This is a genomic window from Pseudomonas sp. WHRI 8519 (assembly GCF_040224055.2).
Taxonomy (GTDB): Bacteria; Pseudomonadota; Gammaproteobacteria; order Pseudomonadales; family Pseudomonadaceae; genus Aquipseudomonas; species Aquipseudomonas putida_X.
Map to the genome: position 1 here is coordinate 541,556 of NZ_CP167996.1, position 21,404 is coordinate 562,959.

General features: G+C 63.3%; 15 protein-coding genes. 10 read left to right on the plus strand and 5 right to left on the minus strand.

The features are described from left to right. Positions 1-46: 46 nt before the first annotated feature. Entirely contained in the window at positions 47-4,000 is a 3,954-nt protein-coding gene (gene putA, locus ABRP30_RS02490; protein WP_349975203.1) for a trifunctional transcriptional regulator/proline dehydrogenase/L-glutamate gamma-semialdehyde dehydrogenase, read from the minus strand. A gap of 356 nt (positions 4,001-4,356) precedes the next feature. Between putA and putP the strand changes: the two genes are divergently transcribed. The 8 genes from putP to ABRP30_RS02530 all read left to right on the plus strand — a co-directional run bounded on the left by putP (position 4,357) and on the right by ABRP30_RS02530 (position 13,997). Beyond that, positions 4,357-5,835, plus strand: coding sequence for a sodium/proline symporter PutP (putP, locus tag ABRP30_RS02495; RefSeq protein WP_349975204.1), 1,479 nt, complete (start codon positions 4,357-4,359; stop codon positions 5,833-5,835). A gap of 128 nt (positions 5,836-5,963) precedes the next feature. Further along, positions 5,964-6,800 carry a 23S rRNA (adenine(2030)-N(6))-methyltransferase RlmJ gene (locus ABRP30_RS02500; protein WP_349975205.1) on the plus strand — a complete coding sequence of 279 codons (837 nt, stop codon included), beginning with the start codon at positions 5,964-5,966 and terminating at the stop codon, positions 6,798-6,800. 183 nt (positions 6,801-6,983) lie between these two features. After that, positions 6,984-8,741, plus strand: coding sequence for a carbamoyltransferase (locus tag ABRP30_RS02505; protein ID WP_115273446.1), 1,758 nt, complete (start codon positions 6,984-6,986; stop codon positions 8,739-8,741). Beyond that, on the plus strand, positions 8,725-9,855 hold the full coding sequence (locus ABRP30_RS02510; protein WP_267820578.1) for a glycosyltransferase: 1,131 nt from the start codon (positions 8,725-8,727) through the stop codon (positions 9,853-9,855). Before ABRP30_RS02505 ends, ABRP30_RS02510 begins: the two co-directional genes overlap by 17 nt. Then, on the plus strand, positions 9,855-10,751 hold the full coding sequence (locus tag ABRP30_RS02515; RefSeq protein WP_241804023.1) for an antimicrobial resistance protein Mig-14: 897 nt from the start codon (positions 9,855-9,857) through the stop codon (positions 10,749-10,751). The genes ABRP30_RS02510 and ABRP30_RS02515 overlap by 1 nt, the downstream gene beginning before the upstream one ends. Next, positions 10,748-12,151 carry a PIG-L family deacetylase gene (locus tag ABRP30_RS02520; protein ID WP_349975206.1) on the plus strand — a complete coding sequence of 468 codons (1,404 nt, stop codon included), beginning with the start codon at positions 10,748-10,750 and terminating at the stop codon, positions 12,149-12,151. Before ABRP30_RS02515 ends, ABRP30_RS02520 begins: the two co-directional genes overlap by 4 nt. A 48-nt stretch (positions 12,152-12,199) precedes the next feature. Then, positions 12,200-13,156: a glycosyltransferase gene (locus tag ABRP30_RS02525; protein ID WP_267820582.1), complete on the plus strand. Its 957-nt coding sequence runs from the start codon at positions 12,200-12,202 to the stop codon at positions 13,154-13,156. A 67-nt stretch (positions 13,157-13,223) separates the two neighbouring features. Beyond that, the gene (locus tag ABRP30_RS02530) at positions 13,224-13,997 is read left to right on the plus strand and encodes a glycosyltransferase family 2 protein (protein ID WP_241804020.1); all 774 of its coding nucleotides are present in this window, start codon (positions 13,224-13,226) and stop codon (positions 13,995-13,997) included. Positions 13,998-14,061: 64 nt separating this feature from the next. On the opposite strand, the gene ABRP30_RS02535 is transcribed toward ABRP30_RS02530, so the two are convergent. Beyond that, positions 14,062-14,667 (minus strand): toluene tolerance protein, encoded by a 606-nt coding sequence (locus ABRP30_RS02535; protein WP_241804019.1) that lies wholly within the window; start codon positions 14,665-14,667, stop codon positions 14,062-14,064. Between the two features lie 227 nt (positions 14,668-14,894). Between ABRP30_RS02535 and msbA the strand changes: the two genes are divergently transcribed. Then, positions 14,895-16,703, plus strand: a complete 1,809-nt coding sequence (gene msbA / locus ABRP30_RS02540) for a lipid A export permease/ATP-binding protein MsbA (protein WP_267820586.1) — start codon at positions 14,895-14,897, stop codon at positions 16,701-16,703. A gap of 130 nt (positions 16,704-16,833) precedes the next feature. Next, positions 16,834-18,255 carry a bifunctional D-glycero-beta-D-manno-heptose-7-phosphate kinase/D-glycero-beta-D-manno-heptose 1-phosphate adenylyltransferase HldE gene (hldE, locus tag ABRP30_RS02545; RefSeq protein WP_241804017.1) on the plus strand — a complete coding sequence of 474 codons (1,422 nt, stop codon included), beginning with the start codon at positions 16,834-16,836 and terminating at the stop codon, positions 18,253-18,255. Between the two features lie 32 nt (positions 18,256-18,287). Here the strand turns inward: hldE and ABRP30_RS02550 are convergent, their stop codons facing one another. The 3 genes from ABRP30_RS02550 to ABRP30_RS02560 are packed head-to-tail and all read right to left on the minus strand — an operon-like array spanning position 18,288 to position 21,292. Further along, positions 18,288-19,256: a metal ABC transporter ATPase gene (locus ABRP30_RS02550; protein WP_267820588.1), complete on the minus strand. Its 969-nt coding sequence runs from the start codon at positions 19,254-19,256 to the stop codon at positions 18,288-18,290. 51 nt (positions 19,257-19,307) lie between these two features. Continuing rightward, complete coding sequence (locus ABRP30_RS02555) at positions 19,308-20,120, minus strand: aldo/keto reductase (RefSeq protein ID WP_349975207.1); 813 nt, start codon at positions 20,118-20,120, stop codon at positions 19,308-19,310. Beyond that, positions 20,117-21,292 (minus strand): FAD-binding oxidoreductase, encoded by a 1,176-nt coding sequence (locus tag ABRP30_RS02560; protein WP_267820592.1) that lies wholly within the window; start codon positions 21,290-21,292, stop codon positions 20,117-20,119. The genes ABRP30_RS02555 and ABRP30_RS02560 overlap by 4 nt, the downstream gene beginning before the upstream one ends. Positions 21,293-21,404 lie beyond the last annotated feature (112 nt).

Genomic DNA, 21,404 nt, shown 5'->3' on the forward strand with positions numbered 1-21,404 from the left:
CAAAAAAAGGAGAGCCGAAGCTCTCCTTTTCGTTACCTCAGCCTGTTCAACCAATGGTCATCAAGCTGGCATTACCCCCCGCTGCAGCGGTATTCACGCTCACCGCCCGCTCGATCACCAGCCGCTCCAGGGCAATCTGATGGTCGCCGCTGGACAAGCCGTGCACGCCGACGATCGCACCGGCGCGCTTGGCCACTTGCTGGCACACGCCACGCAGTTGGTCGGAGTCGCCGTGATGGATCACCGCGTCGAACGCCACCTCATCCTTGTTCCAGTCCGCCACCAGCTTGACCTTGGCCTGCAGCTCTTTTGGCAGGCGACCGCGCAGGGCTTTGCCTGGCTCGCCATCCACCCATACCGCCGAGCTGCCCACCGCCAGGACTGCAGCGAACTGTGCCAGCAGGTCGGCTTCGTTGTCTGCCAGGCACAGCACGTGCTCTCGCGGCAGGATGGTGTAGGTGTTGCGCTCGCCGGTCGGGCCTGGCAACAGGCGGGCGATGCCGCTCTGCGACTGGCTGGCGAACTGGTCGCACAGCGCGGCCAGCTCCGCTTGCTGGTTGTTCTGGGCCCAGGCTTTGAGGCTGTGCAGTGGCTTGATCAGCTGTTCGTGCAGGGTGCGGTCCGGTTTGCCTTCGCCGTCCTGTTGCTGGAAGTGCCGGCCGATGGCGTCGGTCGGGCGGGTCGACAGCAGGCGGTACAGGTACAGAGGGCCACCCGCTTTCGGGCCGGTACCGGACAGGCCTTCACCACCGAACGGCTGCACGCCCACCACCGCACCCACGATGTTGCGGTTGATGTACATGTTGCCGGCGTTGGCGTTCTCCACCACCTTGGCGATGGTCTCGTCGATGCGGGTATGCACGCCGAGGGTCAGGCCGTAGCCGGAGTTGTTGATCTGCTCTATCAACTGATCGAGGTTGCGGCGGTTGTAACGCACCACATGCAGTACTGGGCCGAAGATCTCGCGCTTGAGCTCATCGAAGCTCTCCAGCTCGATCAGGGTCGGCATCACGAAGGTGCCACGCTTGGTTTCAGCAGCCTCTGCGATCGCCACCTGATAAACCGGGCGGCCTTTTTCGCGCATGCCCTGGATGTGTTTCTCGATACCGGCCTTGGCTTCGGCATCGATCACCGGGCCAATGTCTACCGCCAGGCGGTCCGGGTTGCCCAGGCGGCTTTCGGCCATGGCACCTTTGAGCATCTCGATCACGCGGTCAGCCGAGTCTTCCTGCAGGCACAGCACGCGCAGGGCCGAGCAGCGCTGGCCGGCACTGTCAAAGGCCGAGGAAACCACGTCGATCACCACTTGCTCGGTCAATGCCGAGGAGTCGACGATCATCGCGTTCTGGCCACCGGTTTCGGCGATCAGCGGGATCGGGCGGCCCTGGTTGTCCAGGCGGCCGGCCACGTTGCGCTGCAGCAGGCGCGCCACTTCGGTGGAGCCGGTGAACATCACGCCCTTGACGCGTTCGTCGCCGACCAGGCCGGCACCCACGGTTTCGCCGCGCCCTGGCAGCAATTGCAGCACGCCTTCCGGAATGCCGGCTTCGAGCAGCAGGCGCACCGCCTGGGCCGCGATCAGTGGCGTCTGCTCCGCTGGTTTTGCCAGCACTGGGTTACCGGCAGCCAAGGCTGCGGCGACCTGGCCGGTGAAGATGGCCAGCGGGAAGTTCCATGGGCTGATGCACACCACCGGGCCCAGCGGGCGGTGGGCGTCGTTGCTGAAATCGTTGCGCGCCTGCACGGCGTAGTAGCGCAGGAAGTCGACGGCCTCGCGCACTTCGGCGATGGCGTTGGCGAAGGTCTTGCCGGCCTCGCGGATGAGCAGGCCCATCAGCGGCTGGATCTCGGCTTCCATCAGGTCAGCGGTGCGCTCCAGAATCGCTGCACGCTCGGCGGGCGGCGTGGCCTGCCAGATCGGTGCCGCATTGAGCGCGCACTGGATGGCGTTGTCGACGTCGGCAACGGTGGCTTCCTGCACGTGGCCGACCACATCGCGATGGTCCGCCGGGTTCAATACCGCGGTGGCAGCGCCTTCGCTGGCGGCGCAGGCGAGCAATGGGGTGGCTTTCCAGTCATTGTGTGCCGTGGCCAGCATGGCGCAGGACAGCGATGCCAGGCGGTGTTCGTTGGCCATGTCGATACCGGCCGAGTTGGCCCGCTCACTGCCATAAAGGTCACGCGGCAACGGGATGCGCGGGTGCGGCAGGCCGATGCTGCCTTCCTGGGTGGCCATGCGCTCGATGCTGGCGACCGGGTCGGCGACCAGTTCCTGGATGGAGATCGAGTGGTCGGCAATGCGGTTGACAAACGAGGTGTTCGCGCCGTTTTCCAGCAGGCGGCGCACCAGGTAGGCGAGCAGGGTTTCGTGGGTGCCGACCGGCGCGTAAACGCGGCACGGACGGTTCAGCTTGCCTTCCGAGACTTTACCGACAACCTGCTCGTACAGCGGTTCGCCCATGCCGTGCAGGCATTGGAACTCGTACTGCCCCGGGTAATAGTTCTGGCCGGCGATGTGGTAGATGGCCGACAAGGTATGGGCGTTGTGGGTGGCGAACTGCGGGTAGATGGCTTCCGGTACTGACAGCAGCTTGCGGGCGCAAGCGACGTAGGAAACGTCGGTGTACACCTTGCGGGTGTAGACCGGATAGCCTTCCAGGCCCTCGACCTGGGCGCGCTTGATTTCGCTGTCCCAGTAGGCGCCCTTCACCAGGCGGATCATCAGACGGTGGCGGCTGCGTTTGGCCAGATCGATGACATAGTCGATCACATACGGGCAGCGCTTCTGATAGGCCTGGATGACGAAGCCGATGCCGTTCCAGCCTGCCAGCGATGGCTCGAAGCACAGGCGCTCGAGCAGGTCGAGCGACAGCTCCAGGCGGTCGGCCTCTTCAGCGTCGATGTTCAGGCCGATGTCATACTGCTTGGCCAGCAGGGTCAGCGACAGCAGGCGCGGGTACAACTCTTCCATCACCCGCTCGTATTGAGCGCGGCTGTAGCGTGGGTGCAGTGCCGAGAGCTTGATCGAGATGCCAGGGCCTTCATAGATGCCACGGCCGTGGGAGGCCTTGCCGATCGAGTGGATAGCCTGCTCGTAGGACGCCAGGTATTTCTGCGCGTCATGCTCGGTCAGCGCGGCTTCGCCGAGCATGTCGTAGGAGTAGCGGAAGCCTTTGGATTCGAAGCGGCTGGCGTTGGCCAGCGCCTCGGCGATGGTCTCGCCGGTGACGAACTGTTCGCCCATCAGGCGCATGGCCATGTCGACGCCCTTGCGGATCATCGGTTCGCCGCTCTTGCCGATGATGCGGGTGAGCGAGGTAGTGAGGCCGGCTTCGTTGTGGGTGGAGACCAGCTTGCCGGTGAGCAGCAAGCCCCAGGTGGCCGCGTTGACGAACAGCGACGGGCTGTTGCCCAGGTGCGGATGCCAGTTGCCACTGCTGATCTTGTCGCGGATCAGCGCGTCACGGGTGCCTTTGTCGGGGATGCGCAGCAGGGCTTCGGCCAGGCACATCAGCGCCACGCCTTCCTGGGACGACAGGGAGAATTCCTGCAGCAGGCCCTGGACGATGCCGGCGCGGCCGCCAGCGCTCTTCTGGTTGCGCAGCTTCTCGGCGATGCCGGCGGCCATCTTGTTGGTCGCCTCGGCCAGTGGCGCGCTCAGGCGCGCCTGTTCCAGCAACATCGGCACCACTTCCTGCTCGGGGCGGCGGTAGGCGGCTGTAATGGCCGAGCGCAGCACCGACTGTGGCAGGATGCTCTCAGCGAACTCCAGGAAACACTGGTGCGCGTGGTCGGGCTGTACTTCACCGGCATCATCGGCCGGGTTGCTGGCCTGACCGTTGAGTTCGGTCAAGGTGGCGCCACCCTCGAGCTTCTCCAGGTAGTTGAAGATCGCTTGCTTGATCAACCAGTGCGGCGTGCGGTCGATGGACTGCGCAGCTGCCTTGAGTCGTTCACGGGTAGGGTCATCGAGTTTGACCCCAAGGGTGGTCGTCGCCATTTCTTATCCTCGTTATTGCCACGGTTGTGGCCTAAGCTGACGCCAAGAGTAGCCGTAGGATATTTCGGGTGCAACCAGGTGCAACCCTATTTTTTGGCGGAACAGGTGCAACTCGTCCGATGAATAATCCTACGCGCTAAAGGTGCATCTTTCTGATGCGTTTTGTTCTGAAAAAAGCAGGTTTTGCTCCAGAAAGGAGCAAAAAAGCGGCATTACCTTAAAATGCACGAGAAGGTGCAACTGGCAGATGAAAAGTGGTTGCACCCCATTAACGTTGTTGCATAGGATTCGCCGCCTGGGTGCAACCGTCCCGATTCGGTTGTACATGACATAAAAACAAACGCCAGGGCACAAGCATGGGCAATCCACTAACGATCACTTTCGTGATCTATATCGCGGTAATGGTACTGATCGGCTTCGCCGCCTATCGCTCCACCAACAACCTTTCCGACTACATTCTGGGCGGTCGCAGCCTGGGTAGCGTGGTCACCGCGCTTTCCGCTGGTGCTTCCGACATGAGCGGCTGGCTGCTGATGGGCCTGCCGGGCGCCATCTACTTCTCAGGCCTGTCCGAGGCCTGGATCGCCATCGGCCTGACCGTCGGTGCCTACCTCAACTGGTTGTTCGTCGCTGGCCGTCTGCGGGTGCAGACCGAGCACAACGGTGATGCGCTGACCCTGCCGGACTACTTCTCCAGCCGCTTCGAAGACAGCAGTGGCCTGCTGCGGATCATCTCCGCCATCGTCATCCTGGTGTTCTTCACCATCTATTGCGCCTCCGGTATCGTCGCTGGCGCCCGCCTGTTCGAAAGCACTTTCGGCATGTCCTACGAGACTGCGCTGTGGGCCGGCGCTGCGGCGACCATCGCCTACACCTTCATCGGTGGCTTCCTGGCGGTCAGCTGGACTGACACCGTGCAGGCTTCGCTGATGATCTTCGCGCTGATCCTGACCCCGATCATCGTGCTGATCTCCACGGGCGGATTCGACACGACCTTCCTGGCAATCGAAGCGCAGAACCCGGCGAACTTCGACATGCTCAAGGGTGCGACCTTCATCGGCATCATTTCGCTGATGGGCTGGGGCCTGGGCTACTTCGGCCAGCCGCATATCCTGGCGCGCTTCATGGCTGCCGATTCGGTGAAATCCATCGCCAAGGCGCGCCGCATCTCCATGACCTGGATGATCCTGTGCCTGGCCGGTACCTGCGCCGTGGGCTTCTTCGGTATCGCCTATTTCTCGGCCAACCCTGACCTGGCCGGCCCGGTCACCGAGAACCACGAGCGTGTGTTCATCGAGCTGGCGAAGATCCTGTTCAACCCATGGGTGGCCGGTGTGCTGCTGTCGGCCATCCTGGCTGCGGTCATGAGCACCTTGAGCTGCCAGTTGCTGGTGTGCTCCAGTGCTTTGACCGAGGACTTCTACAAAGCCTTCCTGCGCAAGAACGCCTCGCAGCGTGAGCTGGTCTGGGTGGGGCGCCTGATGGTGCTGGCCGTGGCGCTGATCGCCATCGCCATGGCTGCCAACCCGGAAAACCGCGTGCTGGGTCTGGTGGCCTATGCCTGGGCCGGCTTCGGTGCCGCCTTCGGTCCGGTCGTGCTGATCTCGGTACTGTGGAAAGGCATGACCCGTAACGGTGCGCTGGCCGGTATCGTGGTCGGTGCGCTGACCGTAATCCTGTGGAAGCAGTTCGACACTATCGGGTTGTACGAAATCATCCCAGGCTTCCTGTTCGCCAGCATCGCCATCGTCATGGTGAGCAAGCTCGGCAGCCCGACCAACAGCATGGTTTCGCGCTTTGAAACCGCTGATGCTGCGTATCACGCTGAAAAGTAATACCTGACACCTGTCGGGTCGAGGTGCCCTGATCGCCGGTAACTGGCGGTCGGGGCGCTGTCGAGCGGCAGCCAGGCCTGACTCCGCCGGCAAGGCAAGGTAAACTTGCTGCCCGCGCAGGAGTTGCCATGAACTATCGTCACGCCTTCCACGCCGGCAACCATGCCGACGTCCTCAAGCACATCGTGCTGACCCGCCTCATCGCCCTGATGTCGCGCAAAGAACAGCCGTTCGCCTATATCGATACCCACGCCGGCCTGGGTCTTTATGACCTGCAAGGCGACCAGGCCACCCGTACCGGGGAGTACCTGGAAGGGGTCGCGCGCTTGTGGAATCGCGATGATCTGCCGGCCATGACCGCCGATTACCTTCGCGTCATCAAGCGCCTGAACAGCGATGGCGAGCTGCGCTACTACCCCGGTTCGCCGGAGCTTGCCCGCCGGCTGATGCGCCAGCAGGACCGCGCCCTGCTCAACGAAAAGCACCCTGAAGACGGGCCGCTGCTCAAAGAGAACATGAAGAAAGACCCGCGCGTGGTGGTGCACCTGGGCGAGGGCTGGCACGTGCCGCGTGCATTGCTGCCAGTGGCGGAAAAACGCGCGATCATGCTGATCGATCCGCCGTTCGAGCAAGCCGATGAGCTCAAGCGCTGCACCACGTCGCTGAAAGAAGCGATCGGCCGCATGCGCCAGACCGTCGCGGCCATCTGGTACCCGATCAAGGACCAGCGCTCGCTCACACGGTTCTATCAGGACCTGACCAGCACTGGCGCGCCCAAGCTGCTGCGGGTCGAGCTGTATGTTCACCACCAGGACAGCCCACAGGGCCTCAATGGTTCGGGCCTGGCCATTGCCAACCCGCCATGGGGGCTGGAAGACGAACTCAAGGCGCTGCTGCCCTGGCTGGCCAGAGAGCTGGCGCAGACTGCCGGCAGCTACCGCATGGACTGGTTGATCGCTGAATAGAGCGGTTGCCGAGTCTGCCCCTGTCGCCGGCGCGGCACGCGCGTTATGCCGCGCCGCGCCTGTCGGAGCCGCCTTGCCGGCGATAGGGCCAGTTGCAAGTGTTTGCGTTATAATCCCGCCTTTTAGCCGTCACCCGCCCCTGAGGCCGCTGGCGCATCTCTACCGAATGAAGAGGCTGATCCCTTGGCATTGACGATTCTTGGCCTGTCCGGCGCCCTTAGCCATGACCCTTCCGCGGCCCTGTACATCGACGGCAAACTGATTGCCGCCGCCGAAGAAGAGCGCTTCGTGCGTGACAAGCATGCGAAGAACCGCATGCCTTACGAGTCGGCGAAGTTCTGTCTGGAACAGGCTGGCATCAAGCCGTCCGATGTCGACGTGGTCGCTATCCCGTTCGCCCCGATCAGCCTGTTCGGCAAGGCTCGCTGGCACTATGCCAAGCGCTACTGGTACGCACCGGACCGGGCCCTGGACGCGATTCTGATGGGCAACCGTCGCTACAAGCGCTACCGCAAGAAGATCGTCTGGTGCCTGGAGCAACTGGGCTTCGACCCGAAAAAAGTCAAGATCGAGCCGGTCGAGCACCACCTGGCGCATGCCTCCAGTGCCTATCACTGCTCGGGCTTCAAGGAAAAGACAGCGATCCTCGGTATCGACGGCAAGGGTGAGTACGCCACCACGTTCTTCGGCTATGGCGAAAACGGCAAGATCCACAAGATCAAAGAGTTCTTCGACCCGGATTCGCTGGGCGGCCTCTACGGTGCGATCACCGAGTTCCTCGGCTTCGAAATGCTCGATGGCGAGTTCAAGGTCATGGGCATGGCGCCCTATGGCGATGCGAGCAAATACGACTTCTCCCGCCTGGCCAGCTTCGAGAATGGCGAACTGGTGATCAACACCGAGTACGCCAACGTCATCGGCCTGCGCCGTTATAAAGAGAAGGGCAAGGGCTTCTACTTCTCGCCGAAACTGATCGAATGGCTGGGCCCCAAGCGCGAAGGCGACATTGCCGACGAGCCCTATATCCATTACGCAGCGAGCATGCAGGCGTTGTTCGAGAAGCTGGCCCTGCAGATGATCGACCATTACCTGGGCGACACCCTGCGTGAAACCGGCAAGCTGGCCTTTGCCGGCGGCTGCGCGCTGAACGTCAAGCTCAACCAGAAGATCATCGCCCGCCCGGACGTCAAAGAGCTGTTCGTCCAGCCGGCTTCCGGTGACGCCGGTACTGCGGTCGGTGCTGCCGCCTATGTGTCCCACGCCCGTGGCGTACCGGTCGAGAAGATGGAGCACGTCTACCTCGGCCCTTCGTACTCCAACGAAGACGTGATCGCCGCCTGTGCCCGTCACCCGAACCAGCCGAAATGGCGCAAGCTCGACGACATGCCTCAGCAGATCGCCAGGATCATGGTCGACGGCAACCCGGTGGCCTGGTTCCAGGGCCGCATGGAATTCGGCCCGCGCGCGTTGGGTGGCCGTTCGATCATCGGCTGCCCGAGCGTCGAAGGGGTGGCTGACCGTATCAACCACCAGATCAAGTTCCGCGAGCGGTGGAGGCCTTTCTGCCCGTCGATGCTCGACACCGTCGCCCCGCAAATGATCAAGATCGATCACCCGGCGCCGTTCATGACCTTCACCTTCGAAGTGGCTGAAGAGTGGAAGACTCGCGTGCCGGAAGTGGTGCACGAGGACGGCACTTCGCGCGCCCAGGTGCTCAAGCGTGAGTACAACCCGCGTTACTACGACATGATGAAGGCGCTGGAAGACCTGACCGGCAATGGCGTGTCGCTGAACACGTCGCTCAACCGCCGCGGCGAGCCGATGATCTGCTCGCCGACCGATGCGCTGAACATGTTCTTCGGCTCGGACCTGCAGTACCTGATCATGGAAGACATCCTCGTTGTGAAGGACGGCGCCGCCGCGTATGACCAGCCGCTCTGAGCCGCGCATCCTGCAGTTCTGCCATGGTTATGACGGGCCGTTCCTGGACTGTGCCCGTCAGTACGCCAGCCTGTTCCAAGGCAGTGGCTACAAGGTCACCACGGTCTTTCTCACCGGCGCCGCCGACCCGCAGGTTGCGGCTGGCTGCGCGTCGGACGAAGTGCTGTTCCTGCAATTCAGCTCCAAGGCCGTTCGCGGCCTGAAGCTCGGCGCCATACGCGCCCTGCGCCGTATCGCGGCCGAGCGCAATTTCAGCTTCTGCATCGCCCACCGCTTCAAGCCGATCTACGTGGCTTTGTTGGCGACCGGCCTGCCGGTGATCGGGGTGCACCATGCGTTCGGCGACTATGAACGCAAGGGGCGGCGCCTGTTCGCCAACCTGTTCAGCAAGCGGCTGAGCCTGCTTGGCGTGTCGGACGCGGTGCGCGACGACATGCGCCGCTGCCTGCCTGGGTGGCCGGCCGAGCGGATCCAGACGCTGTACAACCGTATCGACATCGAGGCCCTGCAGGCCTCGCTGGTGCCGCGCGCGCAAGCGCGTCAGGCCCTTGGCCTGGATGCCCAGGCGTGGGTCGTCGGCAATGTCGGGCGCCTGCACCCGGACAAGGACCAGGCGACCTTGCTGCGCGGTTTTGCCCAAGCCCTGCCAGGGCTGCCGGCCGGCGCTCGTCTGGCGATCCTCGGCACGGGGCGGCTGGAAGGCAAGCTCAAGGCGTTGGCTGGCGAGCTGGGCATTGCCGGGCAGGTCGACTTCCTCGGCCAGGTCGCGGATGCGCGCCGCTACTTCCAGGCGTTCGACGTGTTCGCGCTGAGCTCCGATCATGAGCCGTTCGGGATGGTCCTGCTCGAAGCCATGGTGGCCGGCGTACCGGTGCTGGCAACGGCCTGCGGTGGGGCTCGTGAAGTGGTCGAAGGCGTGGGTGTGTTGTTCCCCCTCGGCGATGCCTCGCAGCTGGCCCAGGGCTTGAAGCACATGGCGTTGCTGGATGAGCAGCAGCGCGAAACATGCGCCTCGCACATGCTGCAGCGCCTGCACGAGCGTTTCTCCGATCAGGCCGTGCGTGAAACCTTCTGGCAGCTGCCGCAAGTCAGTGCGCTGGCGGTGCGCAAGTGATGCTCAATCATATTCAGGCTGTGCGTGAGCGTGGTTGGCAGGTCATCGACGCCGCCGCCTACGCCGAGGCGTGGGAGCGGTTCGGTGGTAGCGTTGCCACGCACCCGCTGGTGATCGAACGATTGGCGGACCTGGCGCAGATCCCCGTGCGTTACCTGGGTTGGCATCAGGCAGGCGAGCTGAAGGCTGGCATTGCCACTTGGGGGCGTCATTTGGCGCTGTCCAAGGACGTGCTCAAGCGTGCCGGCAAGAAAGGCCTGTTCGACCTGGGCAATGCCGAGATCATTCTGCCAGCCGCAGGCGACGCCGCCGCACCCTTGCGCCATACCGCGCGCTACCTGTCCGAGCTGAACCAGGGGCGCTTCAGCGGCCTGAAGGCTCAGAAAGAGCAGCTGGCGATGGCCCGCGCCCATGAAGACCTGTCGAAGAAATTCCGCTACAACCAGCGCCGCGAGTTGCGCCTGCTGGAAGAGGCGGGTGGTGTGGTGCGCCCGATTGCCGATTTCAGTGCCCAGCAGATCGCCGCCATGTACTGCGACCTGTTCCAGCGCCGCTGGGGGTTCCCGGCCACCGGTGCCGAGCGTATGGCCGATGTGCTCGAGCGCCTGCGTGAGCTGCTGATCGGCTCGGTGCTGTTGCTCGACGACAAGCCTATCGCCATCCAGCTGGTCTACCGGGTGGAAGCGCCGCAGTGGATCAGTGTCGAGTACGTCAATGGCGGCGTCGACCCTGAGACCAAGGCCTTCAGCCCTGGCAGCGTACTGAGCTTCCTCAACACCCAGGCTGCCTGGGAAGAGGCTCGCGCACGCAACAAGCCTCTGCGCTTCTCGTTCGGCCGTGCCGACCGCGAGTACAAAGACCGTTGGTGCAACCCTGTGCCGGTGTTCCAGGCGTGAGCCGCAAACAGCAGTTGCTCAAGCGCCACCGGCGCAACAAGCGCCTGGGGCTGCTGGCTGGCCTGGCGGTGCTGGTTGCCCTGGGCATATTCACCTGGTGGTGGCTGCCGGTGTTGCTGCTGCCACTGCTCTGGGCGGGCCACGAAGCCTGGTTCGCCGATCATCTTTTCTATGCCCCGAACGAAGACTACGCCTACGACTTCGGCGAGCAGACCCGCGAAGCGCCTGTCACCTTGCGTGACGGCGTGCTCCAGGTCGATACGGCGCTGCAGGGTAATGAAACGCTGATCGTCGAAGTTCGGGTCAAAAGCAGCTGGCTGGGGCGTTTTCTCGACCCCTGTGTCGAGCTGCTGGGCGATGAGCGCGCTGACCGCCAGACGTTCGAGCGTGGTGTCGACGGCGTTCGCTTCCTGAACCTGACCGGGCTGGCTGCACCGCTGCAGGCGGGTACGCTGCGCGTGCGCGGCCGTCACTGTCGCCTGCAGGGCCAGCCGCGCCTGTGGATAACCCCCGGCGTCGACATGCAGCGCCGTCGCCTGATGGTGATCGCACCCCATGCCGATGATGCCGAGCTGGCGGCCTATGGCCTTTACAGCCAGGCCGACGAAGCCTGGGTGGTGACCTTGACCGCTGGCGAAATCGAAGCAGAACACTACCAGCAGATGGGCATGGGCAAGGCCGAGGCAGCACGGCTCAAGGGCCGCCTGCGCGCCTGGGACAGTATTGCCGTGCCGCGCTGGGCCGGGGTGCCAGAGGCGCGTTGCGTGCAATTAGGCTACTTCTGCCTGCAACTGCCGGCCATGCAGGCAGCGCCCGATGTGCCGGCTGTTTCCCGTGAAGCCGAGATGGCCGATATCCGCCCGTTCCGTCGCTTCAACCCGTTGTCGTTGCCGGCTGACAGCGATGGCGCGCCCACCTGGCACAACCTGCTGGCTGACGTGCGTGCGCTGCTGGAGATGGCCCGGCCTGAAGTGCTGGTCCTGCCGCACCCGCAACTGGACCCGCACCCTGATCACATCTGCGCCCATGTGGCCGTCATGCAGGCGCTTGAGGGCTTGGCGTGGCAGCCGCAGACGCTGCTGTGCTATGCCAACCATCTGCACGACAACGACCGCTGGCCCATGGGCGATAGCGGCGATGGCGTGGCCTTGCCACCGCAACTGAGTGCCGGCCAGCCGTGGGCACCGTGCAGCCTGGTGCTGGACCTGCCAACGCAGCGCGACAAGGCGATGGCCCTGGGCATGATGCATGACCTGCAGCCTGCCGCGCCGTTCAAGCGCCGCTTGCGTCGGCTGTTGCAGCGCTGGCTGGCCGGGCGCCGGCCATCGCCTTACGGTGAGAATGAGTTCTTCCGCAAGGCCGTGCGCCGGCATGAACTGTTCTGGCGCCGTGAGCTGTAGACAATGCCCATGGTTGACCGCGAAGGCGCAGAGCGCCCAAGGAAAGCAATGAAAGTCTTATTTCTGGTGCAGAAAGAACAGCGGGCCATCCTCGATCGCCTGTACGACGGCGTCGCGGCCAACTGTGAGTGCGACCTGCGCTGGTTGACCAGCGATGACCAGCGCAACCTGCGCCGTTATTTCAAGCGCGAAGTGCAGGTCGAGCGCTACGACCGCATCGTGTTCTTCCTGCGCTTCAAGCAGGAAATACGTCAGGCCGCGTTCATCCGTACCGTGCCGAACCTGGTGATCCTCGAGCATGATGCCTACCAGAACTACATCCCCTGCAAGTACACCGGCAAGTTCAGCGCGCATTACCGCAAGCTGCCGTGGGCACGGGTGATCAGTTCCGGCTACATGGTCAGCGAGCGCTTGCGTCAGGAAGGGTTCGATGCGGTGTTCGTGCCCAAGGGTTATGACGAGCGCCTGCTCACGGACCAAGGGCTTGAGCGCGATATCGAACTGGCGTTCGTCGGCAGTACCAACAGTGTTGCCTACAGCGGGCGCAAGGCGTTGCTGGATGAATTGGGGCGGGTGGAAAACCTGGTGGTGACCCGCACCAAATCTGGCGAAGACTATTGCAACACGCTCAACCGGATCCGCTTCTTTGTCAGTGCCGATGTGGGCATGGGCGAGTACATGATCAAGAACTTCGAGGCCATGGCCTGCGGCTGCGTGTTGCTGGCGTTCGACCAGGGGGCTGAAGAAAATAGCGCCTTGGGCCTGCAGGATATGCACAACGTGGTGTTGTACGACAGCATCCCGACGCTCCAGGCGAAGCTGCGTACCCTGCGCGCCGATCCGGGCCTGGCCCAGCAAATTGCAGAAAATGGTCGGCATCTGGCGGTTTCCCGCTTCAGTTTCGCTGAAGTTGGCCGTAGCATCGTCGACCATATGCGCCCGGCACTCAGGCCGCACCCGCCCTTGTCCGTCTGGCAGAGGCTGCGGTTGACGCTGGGCATTTAACTAAAAGAGCTTTCGTGACCAGGGAGTGGCTGCGTAAAGTCTGTTGTCGCAACGCGGAGGGAGTCCGGTGCGCTTTTCAAATGATAGTGATGTCACGCTTGTCGTGACCAGCTGCGGTCGGTTCGATCTGCTCAAGGAAACCCTTGAGAGCTTCGATCGCTACAACACAGCGCCCATTCGCGAGGTCTTCATTACCGAGGACTCCGGTGACGACGCTGTTCACGGTGCCGTACCCGAGCACTGGAAGCCCCACTGCACGGTATTCGTCAACCGCCCCAAGCTTGGGCAGTTGGCCTCGATCGACCTGGCGTACAGCCATGTCAAGACGCCTTACATCTTTCATTGCGAGGACGACTGGCGCTTCTACCGCCAGGCCTTCGTGGAAGACTCCAGGGCGATCCTTGAGGCCAGCCCCCAGGTGCTGCAGGTCTGGTTGCGCAGCCATGCCCATGACCTGTCGATCCACAGCCCCTATATCCATCTGGGGGATCGGCAGGTCATCGCCGGGGTGCCCTGCTATCCACTGCACTCCGAGAAAGCCGAGTGGCAGGCCTTTTCCCTGAATCCGGGGTTGCGTCGGCTGAGCGATTATCAGCGCTGTGCGCCATTTGCCGGCTATGCGGGCGAGAAGGCGCTGTCGCGGCGTTACGCGCAATTGAACCTGACAGCGGTCACCCTGGAGGGAGACGCCGTCCTGCACACGGGCTTTGGCAGCCACGTCACCGTGCCTGAAGAAGTTCACCGCAAGGCCAAACGGCGTAATCGCGACCGGATCAAGCTGGCACTGACGCTGGTGATCGGTGCCTTGGCAGGCATGGGTATATCCATCTTCGTGCACTGATACCGCGCTCGGCGCAGCGCCTGGCCGGGGTGTGTAACGCCCTGCCAGGCGCTGGGGCTGAGGTTCAGCGTGCCAGCAGGGCCGCTTGGAAATCGGCGAGGGGGAAGCGGTCGCCCAGTTTCTCGCGTGCGATGTAACTCACCATGTGTTGCACGTTGCGTCGAACCATACGGGCAGACAGTGGTGGGCGCAAAAAGCGCATGTCGGCAACGTCGATCAGGCCCAGGTGCTGGTCAGGCGTGACCACCACATTGCCCAGGTGCAGGGAGCGGAAGTACACGCCGTTACGGTGCAACTGGCGGATCAGGGTGATCAGGCGGGGCAGGTAGATGTCCCAGCTGAAGCCTTCGTCCCGCGACATCTGCAGCAGCGTGCGCCCCGGCAACGGCCTGTACAGCACTGCGGTTCTGCCCGGCAGGTCCAGCTTGTGCTGGCTGATGACCTCGAGCGTAGGGATGCCCAGCTGTGCAAGGCGCGCAGCGTTGTCCACAAAGCGCTGGGAGTAGGGGCGCAGCAGCGCAGATGAAATCAGACGCTTGCGCCGAAAAACCTTGAGGAAGTTACCATCCTCAAGCAGGTAGACTTTGGCGCCATGGCTGTCTGCCTCCAGTATCTGGGCGCCAAGTGTCAGCTGATCGAAGTCGACCTGGGTGAGCCGAGAGCATTGCATGAGTTGAGCCTTGTCGTCTGGCGAGCAAAATGACCGGCAATAATGCCGAAAATAATCCTCCAGCACCATGTTGGTCTTTTTCGACCGACCAGGGGGCTTAAGCCGTATGAAAAAAACCGGGCGCAGGTCGTGTGGGCCGTCGGCCCGGCATGTTGTTGCTCCGCAGGCGTGCCGAAAATGACGCCTGTGGTAAAATTTCCGGTTCAACCTGAACAGCGAGCTCGATGATGGCCGAAACACCGCTACCGGCGGAGCACACCTCCAGCCTGAAGATCTACTTCCGGTTGCTGAGCTACGTGAAACCCTATATCGGCATTTTCCTGCTGAGTATCATCGGTTTCGTGATCTTTGCCTCTACCCAGCCAATGCTGGCCGGGATCCTCAAGTACTTTGTCGATGGCCTGAGCAACCCCGAAGCGGTGTTGTTCCCCAACGTCCCCTACTTGCGCGACCTGCAATTGCTGCAGGCGGTACCGCTGCTGATCATCCTGATCGCGGCATGGCAGGGCCTGGGTTCGTTCCTCGGCAACTATTTCCTGGCCAAGGTTTCCCTCTCCCTGGTGCATGACCTGCGCGTGGAGTTGTTCAACAAGCTGCTGGTACTGCCCAACCGCTATTTCGACAACCACAACTCCGGGCACCTGATCTCACGCATCACCTTCAACGTGACCATGGTGACGGGGGCCGCCACCGATGCAATCAAGGTCGTGATCCGTGAAGGCCTGACGGTGGTCTTCCTGTTTGCCTACCTGCTTTGGATGAACTGGCACTTGACCCTGGTGATGGTCGCCATCCTGCCGGTGATCGCGGTGATGGTCAGCGTCGCCAGCAAGAAATTCCGTAAACAGAGCAAGAAGATCCAGGTGGCCATGGGCGATGTGACCCACGTCGCTTCCGAAACCATCCAGGGCTACCGTGTGGTGCGCAGCTTCGGCGGCGAGGCTTACGAGCAGCAGCGCTTCAGCCGTGCCAGCCAGAGCAACACCGACAAACAGTTGCGCATGACCAAGACTGGCGCCCTGTACACGCCCATGTTGCAGCTGGTGATCTACAGCGCCATGGCCGCGTTGATGTTCCTGGTGCTGTTCCTGCGGGGCGACTCGACCGCGGGCGATCTGGTGGCCTACATCACCGCCGCGGGCCTGCTGCCAAAGCCGATCCGCCAGCTTTCAGAAGTCAGCTCGACCATCCAGAAAGGCCTGGCCGGTGCTGAAAGCATCTTCGAGCAACTGGACGAGCAGCCCGAGATCGACCGCGGTACGATCGAGAAGGAGCGCGTGGCAGGTCGCCTCGAAGTACGCAACCTGAGCTTCACCTATCCGGGCACCGATCGCGAAGTGCTGAGCGACATCAACTTCACCGCCGAGCCTGGGCAGATGATCGCGTTGGTCGGGCGCTCTGGTAGCGGCAAGTCGACGCTGGCGGCGCTGATTCCGCGCTTCTATCACCATGACCAAGGGCAGATCCTGCTCGATGGCGTAGAGATCGAAGACTACCGCCTGCGCAACCTGCGCCGGCACGTGTCGCAGGTGACCCAACATGTGACCCTGTTCAACGACACCGTGGCCAACAACATCGCCTACGGCGACCTGGCCGGCGCGCCGCGTGCGGACATCGAAGCGGCGGCTGCCGATGCCTATGCCAAGGAGTTCGTCGACAAGCTGCCCAAGGGCTTCGACACCGACGTGGGTGAAAACGGCGTGCTGCTGTCCGGTGGCCAGCGCCAGCGCCTGGCGATTGCCCGGGCCCTGTTGAAGAACGCACCGCTGCTGATCCTCGACGAAGCGACTTCGGCACTGGACACCGAGTCCGAGCGGCATATCCAGGCTGCGCTGGACCATGTCATGCAGGGGCGCACCACGCTGGTGATCGCGCACCGCCTGTCGACCATCGAGAAGGCCGACCAGATTCTGGTCATGGACCAGGGCCGTCTGGTGGAGCGCGGCACCCATGCCGAGCTGCTGGCAGCCAATGGCTATTATGCCCGCTTGCATGCCATGGGCTTGGACGAGCCGGCGAAGGCCGATATCACCTGAGTTGTCGTTGATCGGGGCCGTATGGCCCCGATTGTCACCGGAATTTTCCAGGGCCCGATCTGGCCATAAAGCCGTCGCTTACCCTGTGCTAATATCCTGCCCCTGTTCATTATTTCCATATGGGTTGCCCATGAAGTTGTCCCTGCCGCGTTTCGATCAAGCCCCGGTATTGGTGGTCGGCGATGTCATGCTGGACCGCTACTGGCATGGCGGTACTTCACGTATCTCGCCAGAAGCGCCAGTGCCGGTGGTGAAGGTCGATCAGATCGAGGATCGACCCGGCGGCGCGGCCAACGTTGCCTTGAACATTGCCGCCCTCGGCGCTCCGGCGGCACTGATCGGCGTTACCGGCCAGGATGAGGCCGCCGACAGCCTGGCCAACAGCCTGCAGGCGGCGGGTGTGCGTTCGGTTTTCCAGCGCATTGCGCACCAGCCGACCATCGTCAAGCTGCGGGTCATGAGCCGGCACCAGCAGTTGCTGCGCATCGATTTCGAAGAGCCGTTCGCCACTGACCCGCTGTCGCTGGGCGCCGAAGTCGAAAGCCTGCTCGACGGTGTCAAAGTGCTGGTGTTGTCCGACTACGGCAAAGGCGCGCTGAAAAATCATCAGAGCCTGATCGAGGCCGCCCGTGCCAAGGGTATACCGGTACTGGCCGACCCCAAGGGCAAGGACTTCTCGATCTACCGCGGTGCCAGTCTGATCACGCCGAACCTCAGCGAGTTCGAGACCATCGTGGGCCGCTGCGCCGATGAGGCCGAGCTGGTCGCCAAAGGCCTGCAGCTGCTGCTGGACCTCGACCTGGGGGCGTTGCTGGTTACCCGTGGCGAGCACGGCATGACCCTGCTGCGCACCGGCCACCCGGCGCTGCACCTGCCGGCCCGTGCCCGCGAAGTGTTCGATGTGACCGGCGCTGGCGATACCGTGATTTCCACCCTGGCTGCAGCCATCGCAGCCGGTGAGGACCTGCCCCACGCGGTCGCCCTGGCCAACCTGGCGGCCGGCATCGTGGTCGGCAAACTGGGTACTGCAGCGATCAGTGCACCTGAGCTGCGTCGCGCGATCCAGCGCGAGGAAGGTTCCGAGCGTGGCGTGCTGGGCCTGGAGCAACTGCTGCTGGCCATCGACGACGCGCGTGCGCACAAAGAGAAGATCGTGTTCACCAATGGTTGCTTCGACATCCTGCATGCAGGGCATGTGACGTACCTTGAGCAGGCGCGTGCCCAGGGTGATCGTCTTATCGTCGCGGTCAACGACGATGCCTCGGTAAGCCGTCTGAAGGGCCCTGGCCGCCCGATCAACAGTGTCGATCGGCGTATGGCCGTGCTGGCTGGGCTGGGCGCGGTGGACTGGGTCATCAGCTTCCCTGAAGGCACGCCGGAGAATCTGCTGAGCCAGGTGAAACCGGATGTGCTGGTCAAGGGCGGTGACTACGGTATCGACCAGGTGGTGGGTGCCGATATCGTCAAGGCCTACGGCGGCACAGTGAAGGTGCTGGGGTTGGTCGAGAACAGCTCGACCACTGCAATCGTCGAAAAAATCCGCAAGAACTGACGTGCCCGGGGCCGCGCGGCGGCCCCGGATGCTCATTTGTTCAGCGAGGTGCGCGCGCGCTCCAGCAGTGCCCGCGCCTTGTCGCCAAAGCGGCGCAGGTGTGAAGCCTTCGCGGCTTTGCGCTCCACCAGCCCCTGCTGCTTCACCCAATCCTTCCAGCGTATCCGCTCGTCCGCGACCACCCACCCGTCCTGCCGGGCAAAGCTCTCCGCCAAGTAAAGCCCGCGGGTACTGGCCGGTACCAGTTCATCGTTCTTCAAGGTATACAGCTCGGCCAGTGGCTGACCATCCTGGACGGGCATCAGGTACAAGTCCGGCCGCTTACGGTTGAGTCGCGCGACCAGCTGATCGCCCTCCAAGCGTTCATCGACATGGAACAGGCTCAGCTTTTTCGCGTCCTTGGGCACTTGCAGGCGCATGTCGTAGATCAGTTGCAGCGATGCCGTAGGCAGGTGCACGTACGCCCGAGGGCGCTCCAGCAGCATCAGGTTGCCGCAATACACCGACCGGGCGGCACCTGATTCGGGCGTCAGCACGAACGGCAGCGCTTCCCGGTAGTGCAGCGCGGCAGCGTAAGGTGCAGGTAGCCAGGTGTCGTTGAAGCGACCACCCAGCCAGCCTTCCGGGGTTTCCAGCAGGCACTCTTCCGCCACTTCCTGGACCGCAGTGTGCAGCGGCAGATTGAGCTCCTGAGCCGGGACATACCCTGAAATCAATTTAAGCACCACATCACCCCGGTCCTGGCGGCGCTGGCGCACCAGTACCCAGTAGTCACGGTGCTGCCAGTGCAGGGTCAGGCGTACCGAAACGCCGAGGTTGGCAAGCTCTGCGACGAAGCGCTGGTTATCGGGCAGCTCGATGGCCCGACGCCGTTGTTGCGTCTGGGCGAAGTTCAGCGGCATGCCGATGCTCTGGTAAACCAGGCTCTCGGGGGTGGCTTCGACATGCAGTGGCAGTGTTTTGAAGTTGCTCGGGTTCTTGCGGATCAGCGTACGCGGCACGAGGCTCCTCCTTGCGTCGGGTCAGTGTCCAGGCCCGGGGGTGGGGACAACTCAATGCTGGCCCAGGATGCGGGCGACGGTGGCCACGTTGTGGGCCAGGTGCAACGGGTTGATAGTGCCGACGATAGCACTGCTGACGCCAGGGTGGGCGAACAACAGTTCGAAGCTGGCGTGTACCGGGTCGACACCGGGTGCAAGGCAGACATGCCCACTGGCCAAGGCCTTCTTCACCAGAATGGCTTTGCCGTGTTCGGCAGCGTAGTCCAGTACCGGTCGTTCTGCCTGCTCGTTGAGGTTGAAGGTGACCATGGCGCAGTCGCCTTGTTCGAGGGCCTTCAGCCCGCCGGCGACGGTCTTGCCCGACAGGCCGTAGCCGAGGATCTTGCCTTCCTGCTTGAGGGCTGCGAGGGTCTGGTAGACCTCTTGCTGCTCGAGAATCTCCAGGTCGTTGCCATCGGAGTGCACCAGTACCAGTTCGATGCGGTCGGTCTCCAGCCGGCGCAGGCTGCGCTCTACTGACATACGGGTGTGGGCTGCGCTGAAGTCGAAACGCGATTGGCCGCCTTCGAACTCTTCGCCCACCTTGCTGACGATCACCCATTCATCGCGCTGGCCGCGCAGCAGCGGCCCCAGGCGCTCTTCGCTGCGGCCATAGGCCGGAGCCGTGTCGATCAGGTTGATACCCAGCTCGCGGGCCTGGGCCAGCAACAGGCGCGCTTCGTCATCCCCGGGGATCGTGAACCCGGTGGGGTACTTCACGCTTTGGTCGCGGCCAAGCTTGACCGTACCCAGGCCCAGGGGGGAAACCTTGAAGCCTGTGCTGCCCAGCGGCCGGTGGAAGTCGTGCAGGGTTGGCAGGGTCATGGCAGCAGTCGCTCCCAGGCGGGGATGCCCAGTGGTGGGCGTGGCAGCCCGGCGAGCTCGGCCTGGGCGCTGGGGCGGATGCCGTCGCGCTGCAGGCTGGCCAGCACGCGGTCACTGAAGTCGGGGGCCAGGGCGAGCTTGGTCGGCCAGCCGACCATCAGCCGTTGCTGGTCGGCGAGGAACGCGTTGTCAGGCCGTACCAGGCCCGATTGCGCAGGTTCTGCGCGGTCCACGCGCAGGGTGGCCCAGCGCACCTGGCTTTGATCTACCCATGGCAAGAGCTGGCTGACCTCCTTCTGGGCTGCAGCAATCTGTGCCGCCGTGTCGCGTGCTACGCCATCGGCTTCAGCCAGGTCGCCGCCGAGGTACCAGACCCACTGGCCATCGGCCGCGGGGTGGGTGGTGATGGTGACGCGCGGCTTGGGCCCGCCGCCCAGGCAGTGGGCATACAGTGGTTTGAGGTTGGGGCCTTTGGCCATGACCATATGCAGCGGCCGTGTCTGCATGGCCGGTTGCTCAAGGCCCAAGGCGTGCAGCAGCCCTTCGGTGCCTGCACCAGCGCTGAGCACGATGCGCTGGGCGCGGATTTCACGGCCGTCCACGCGCAAGCCGGCCAGTGTTTCACCTTCATGCAGGGGTTCGATGTGCTCACCGGCGAGCAAGGAGTCGCCTGCCAGTTCAGCCAGGTTGGCCAGCAGGCTGGGAACGTCGACCACCAGTTCGGCCAGGCGATACACCTTGCCTTTGAAGGCGCGGTCCTGCAGTGCGGGGGGCAACTGGTCGCCCTTGACCTGGTCAACCCGGCCGCGCACGGCCTTGCTGGCGAAGAAGCTGGTGAGGTTGCCGGCCAGGGTACCCGGCGACCACAGGTAGTGGGCATCGGAAAGCAGGCGGGTGCGGCTCAAGTCCAGTTCGCCGCTGCCGGCCAGGGCCTCGCGCCAGCGCCGTGGCATGTCGGCGATGGCCTCCGAGGCGCCCGTCAACGCACCGTGCAGGGCGTACTTGGTGCCACCATGGATGATGCCCTGGGATTTGATGGTCTGTTCGCCGCCAAGGCTGGCGCGCTCCACCAGCACTGTCGAATAGCCCAGGCTGCGCAGGCGGGCGTTGAGCCACAGGCCTGCGACCCCGGCGCCGACGATGAGCACGTCAGTGGAAATGGCAGATGGCATGGATTACCTCCGAGGTTGGACAGCTGGGCATTATACAACAAGCCACGCGCATTCCCTGTGCAGCCCAGCAGCAGTCGCTATCGCCCTAAAGTATTGGACGTATTTCATGCAG

What these genes read in the sequence shown, in the direction of transcription:
- ABRP30_RS02510 (WP_267820578.1), top strand. Translation starts at nt 8,725, where the DNA reads ATGACCAGCCGCTCTGAGCCGCGCATCCTGCAGTTCTGCCATGGTTAT.
- ABRP30_RS02500 (WP_349975205.1), top strand. Translation starts at nt 5,964, where the DNA reads ATGAACTATCGTCACGCCTTCCACGCCGGCAACCATGCCGACGTCCTC.
- ABRP30_RS02555 (WP_349975207.1), bottom strand. Translation starts at nt 20,120, where the DNA reads ATGACCCTGCCAACCCTGCACGACTTCCACCGGCCGCTGGGCAGCACA.
- ABRP30_RS02525 (WP_267820582.1), top strand. Translation starts at nt 12,200, where the DNA reads ATGAAAGTCTTATTTCTGGTGCAGAAAGAACAGCGGGCCATCCTCGAT.
- ABRP30_RS02560 (WP_267820592.1), bottom strand. Translation starts at nt 21,292, where the DNA reads ATGCCATCTGCCATTTCCACTGACGTGCTCATCGTCGGCGCCGGGGTC.
- ABRP30_RS02535 (WP_241804019.1), bottom strand. Translation starts at nt 14,667, where the DNA reads ATGCAATGCTCTCGGCTCACCCAGGTCGACTTCGATCAGCTGACACTT.
- msbA (WP_267820586.1), top strand. Translation starts at nt 14,895, where the DNA reads ATGGCCGAAACACCGCTACCGGCGGAGCACACCTCCAGCCTGAAGATC.
- putP (WP_349975204.1), top strand. Translation starts at nt 4,357, where the DNA reads ATGGGCAATCCACTAACGATCACTTTCGTGATCTATATCGCGGTAATG.
- hldE (WP_241804017.1), top strand. Translation starts at nt 16,834, where the DNA reads ATGAAGTTGTCCCTGCCGCGTTTCGATCAAGCCCCGGTATTGGTGGTC.
- ABRP30_RS02515 (WP_241804023.1), top strand. Translation starts at nt 9,855, where the DNA reads ATGCTCAATCATATTCAGGCTGTGCGTGAGCGTGGTTGGCAGGTCATC.
- putA (WP_349975203.1), bottom strand. Translation starts at nt 4,000, where the DNA reads ATGGCGACGACCACCCTTGGGGTCAAACTCGATGACCCTACCCGTGAA.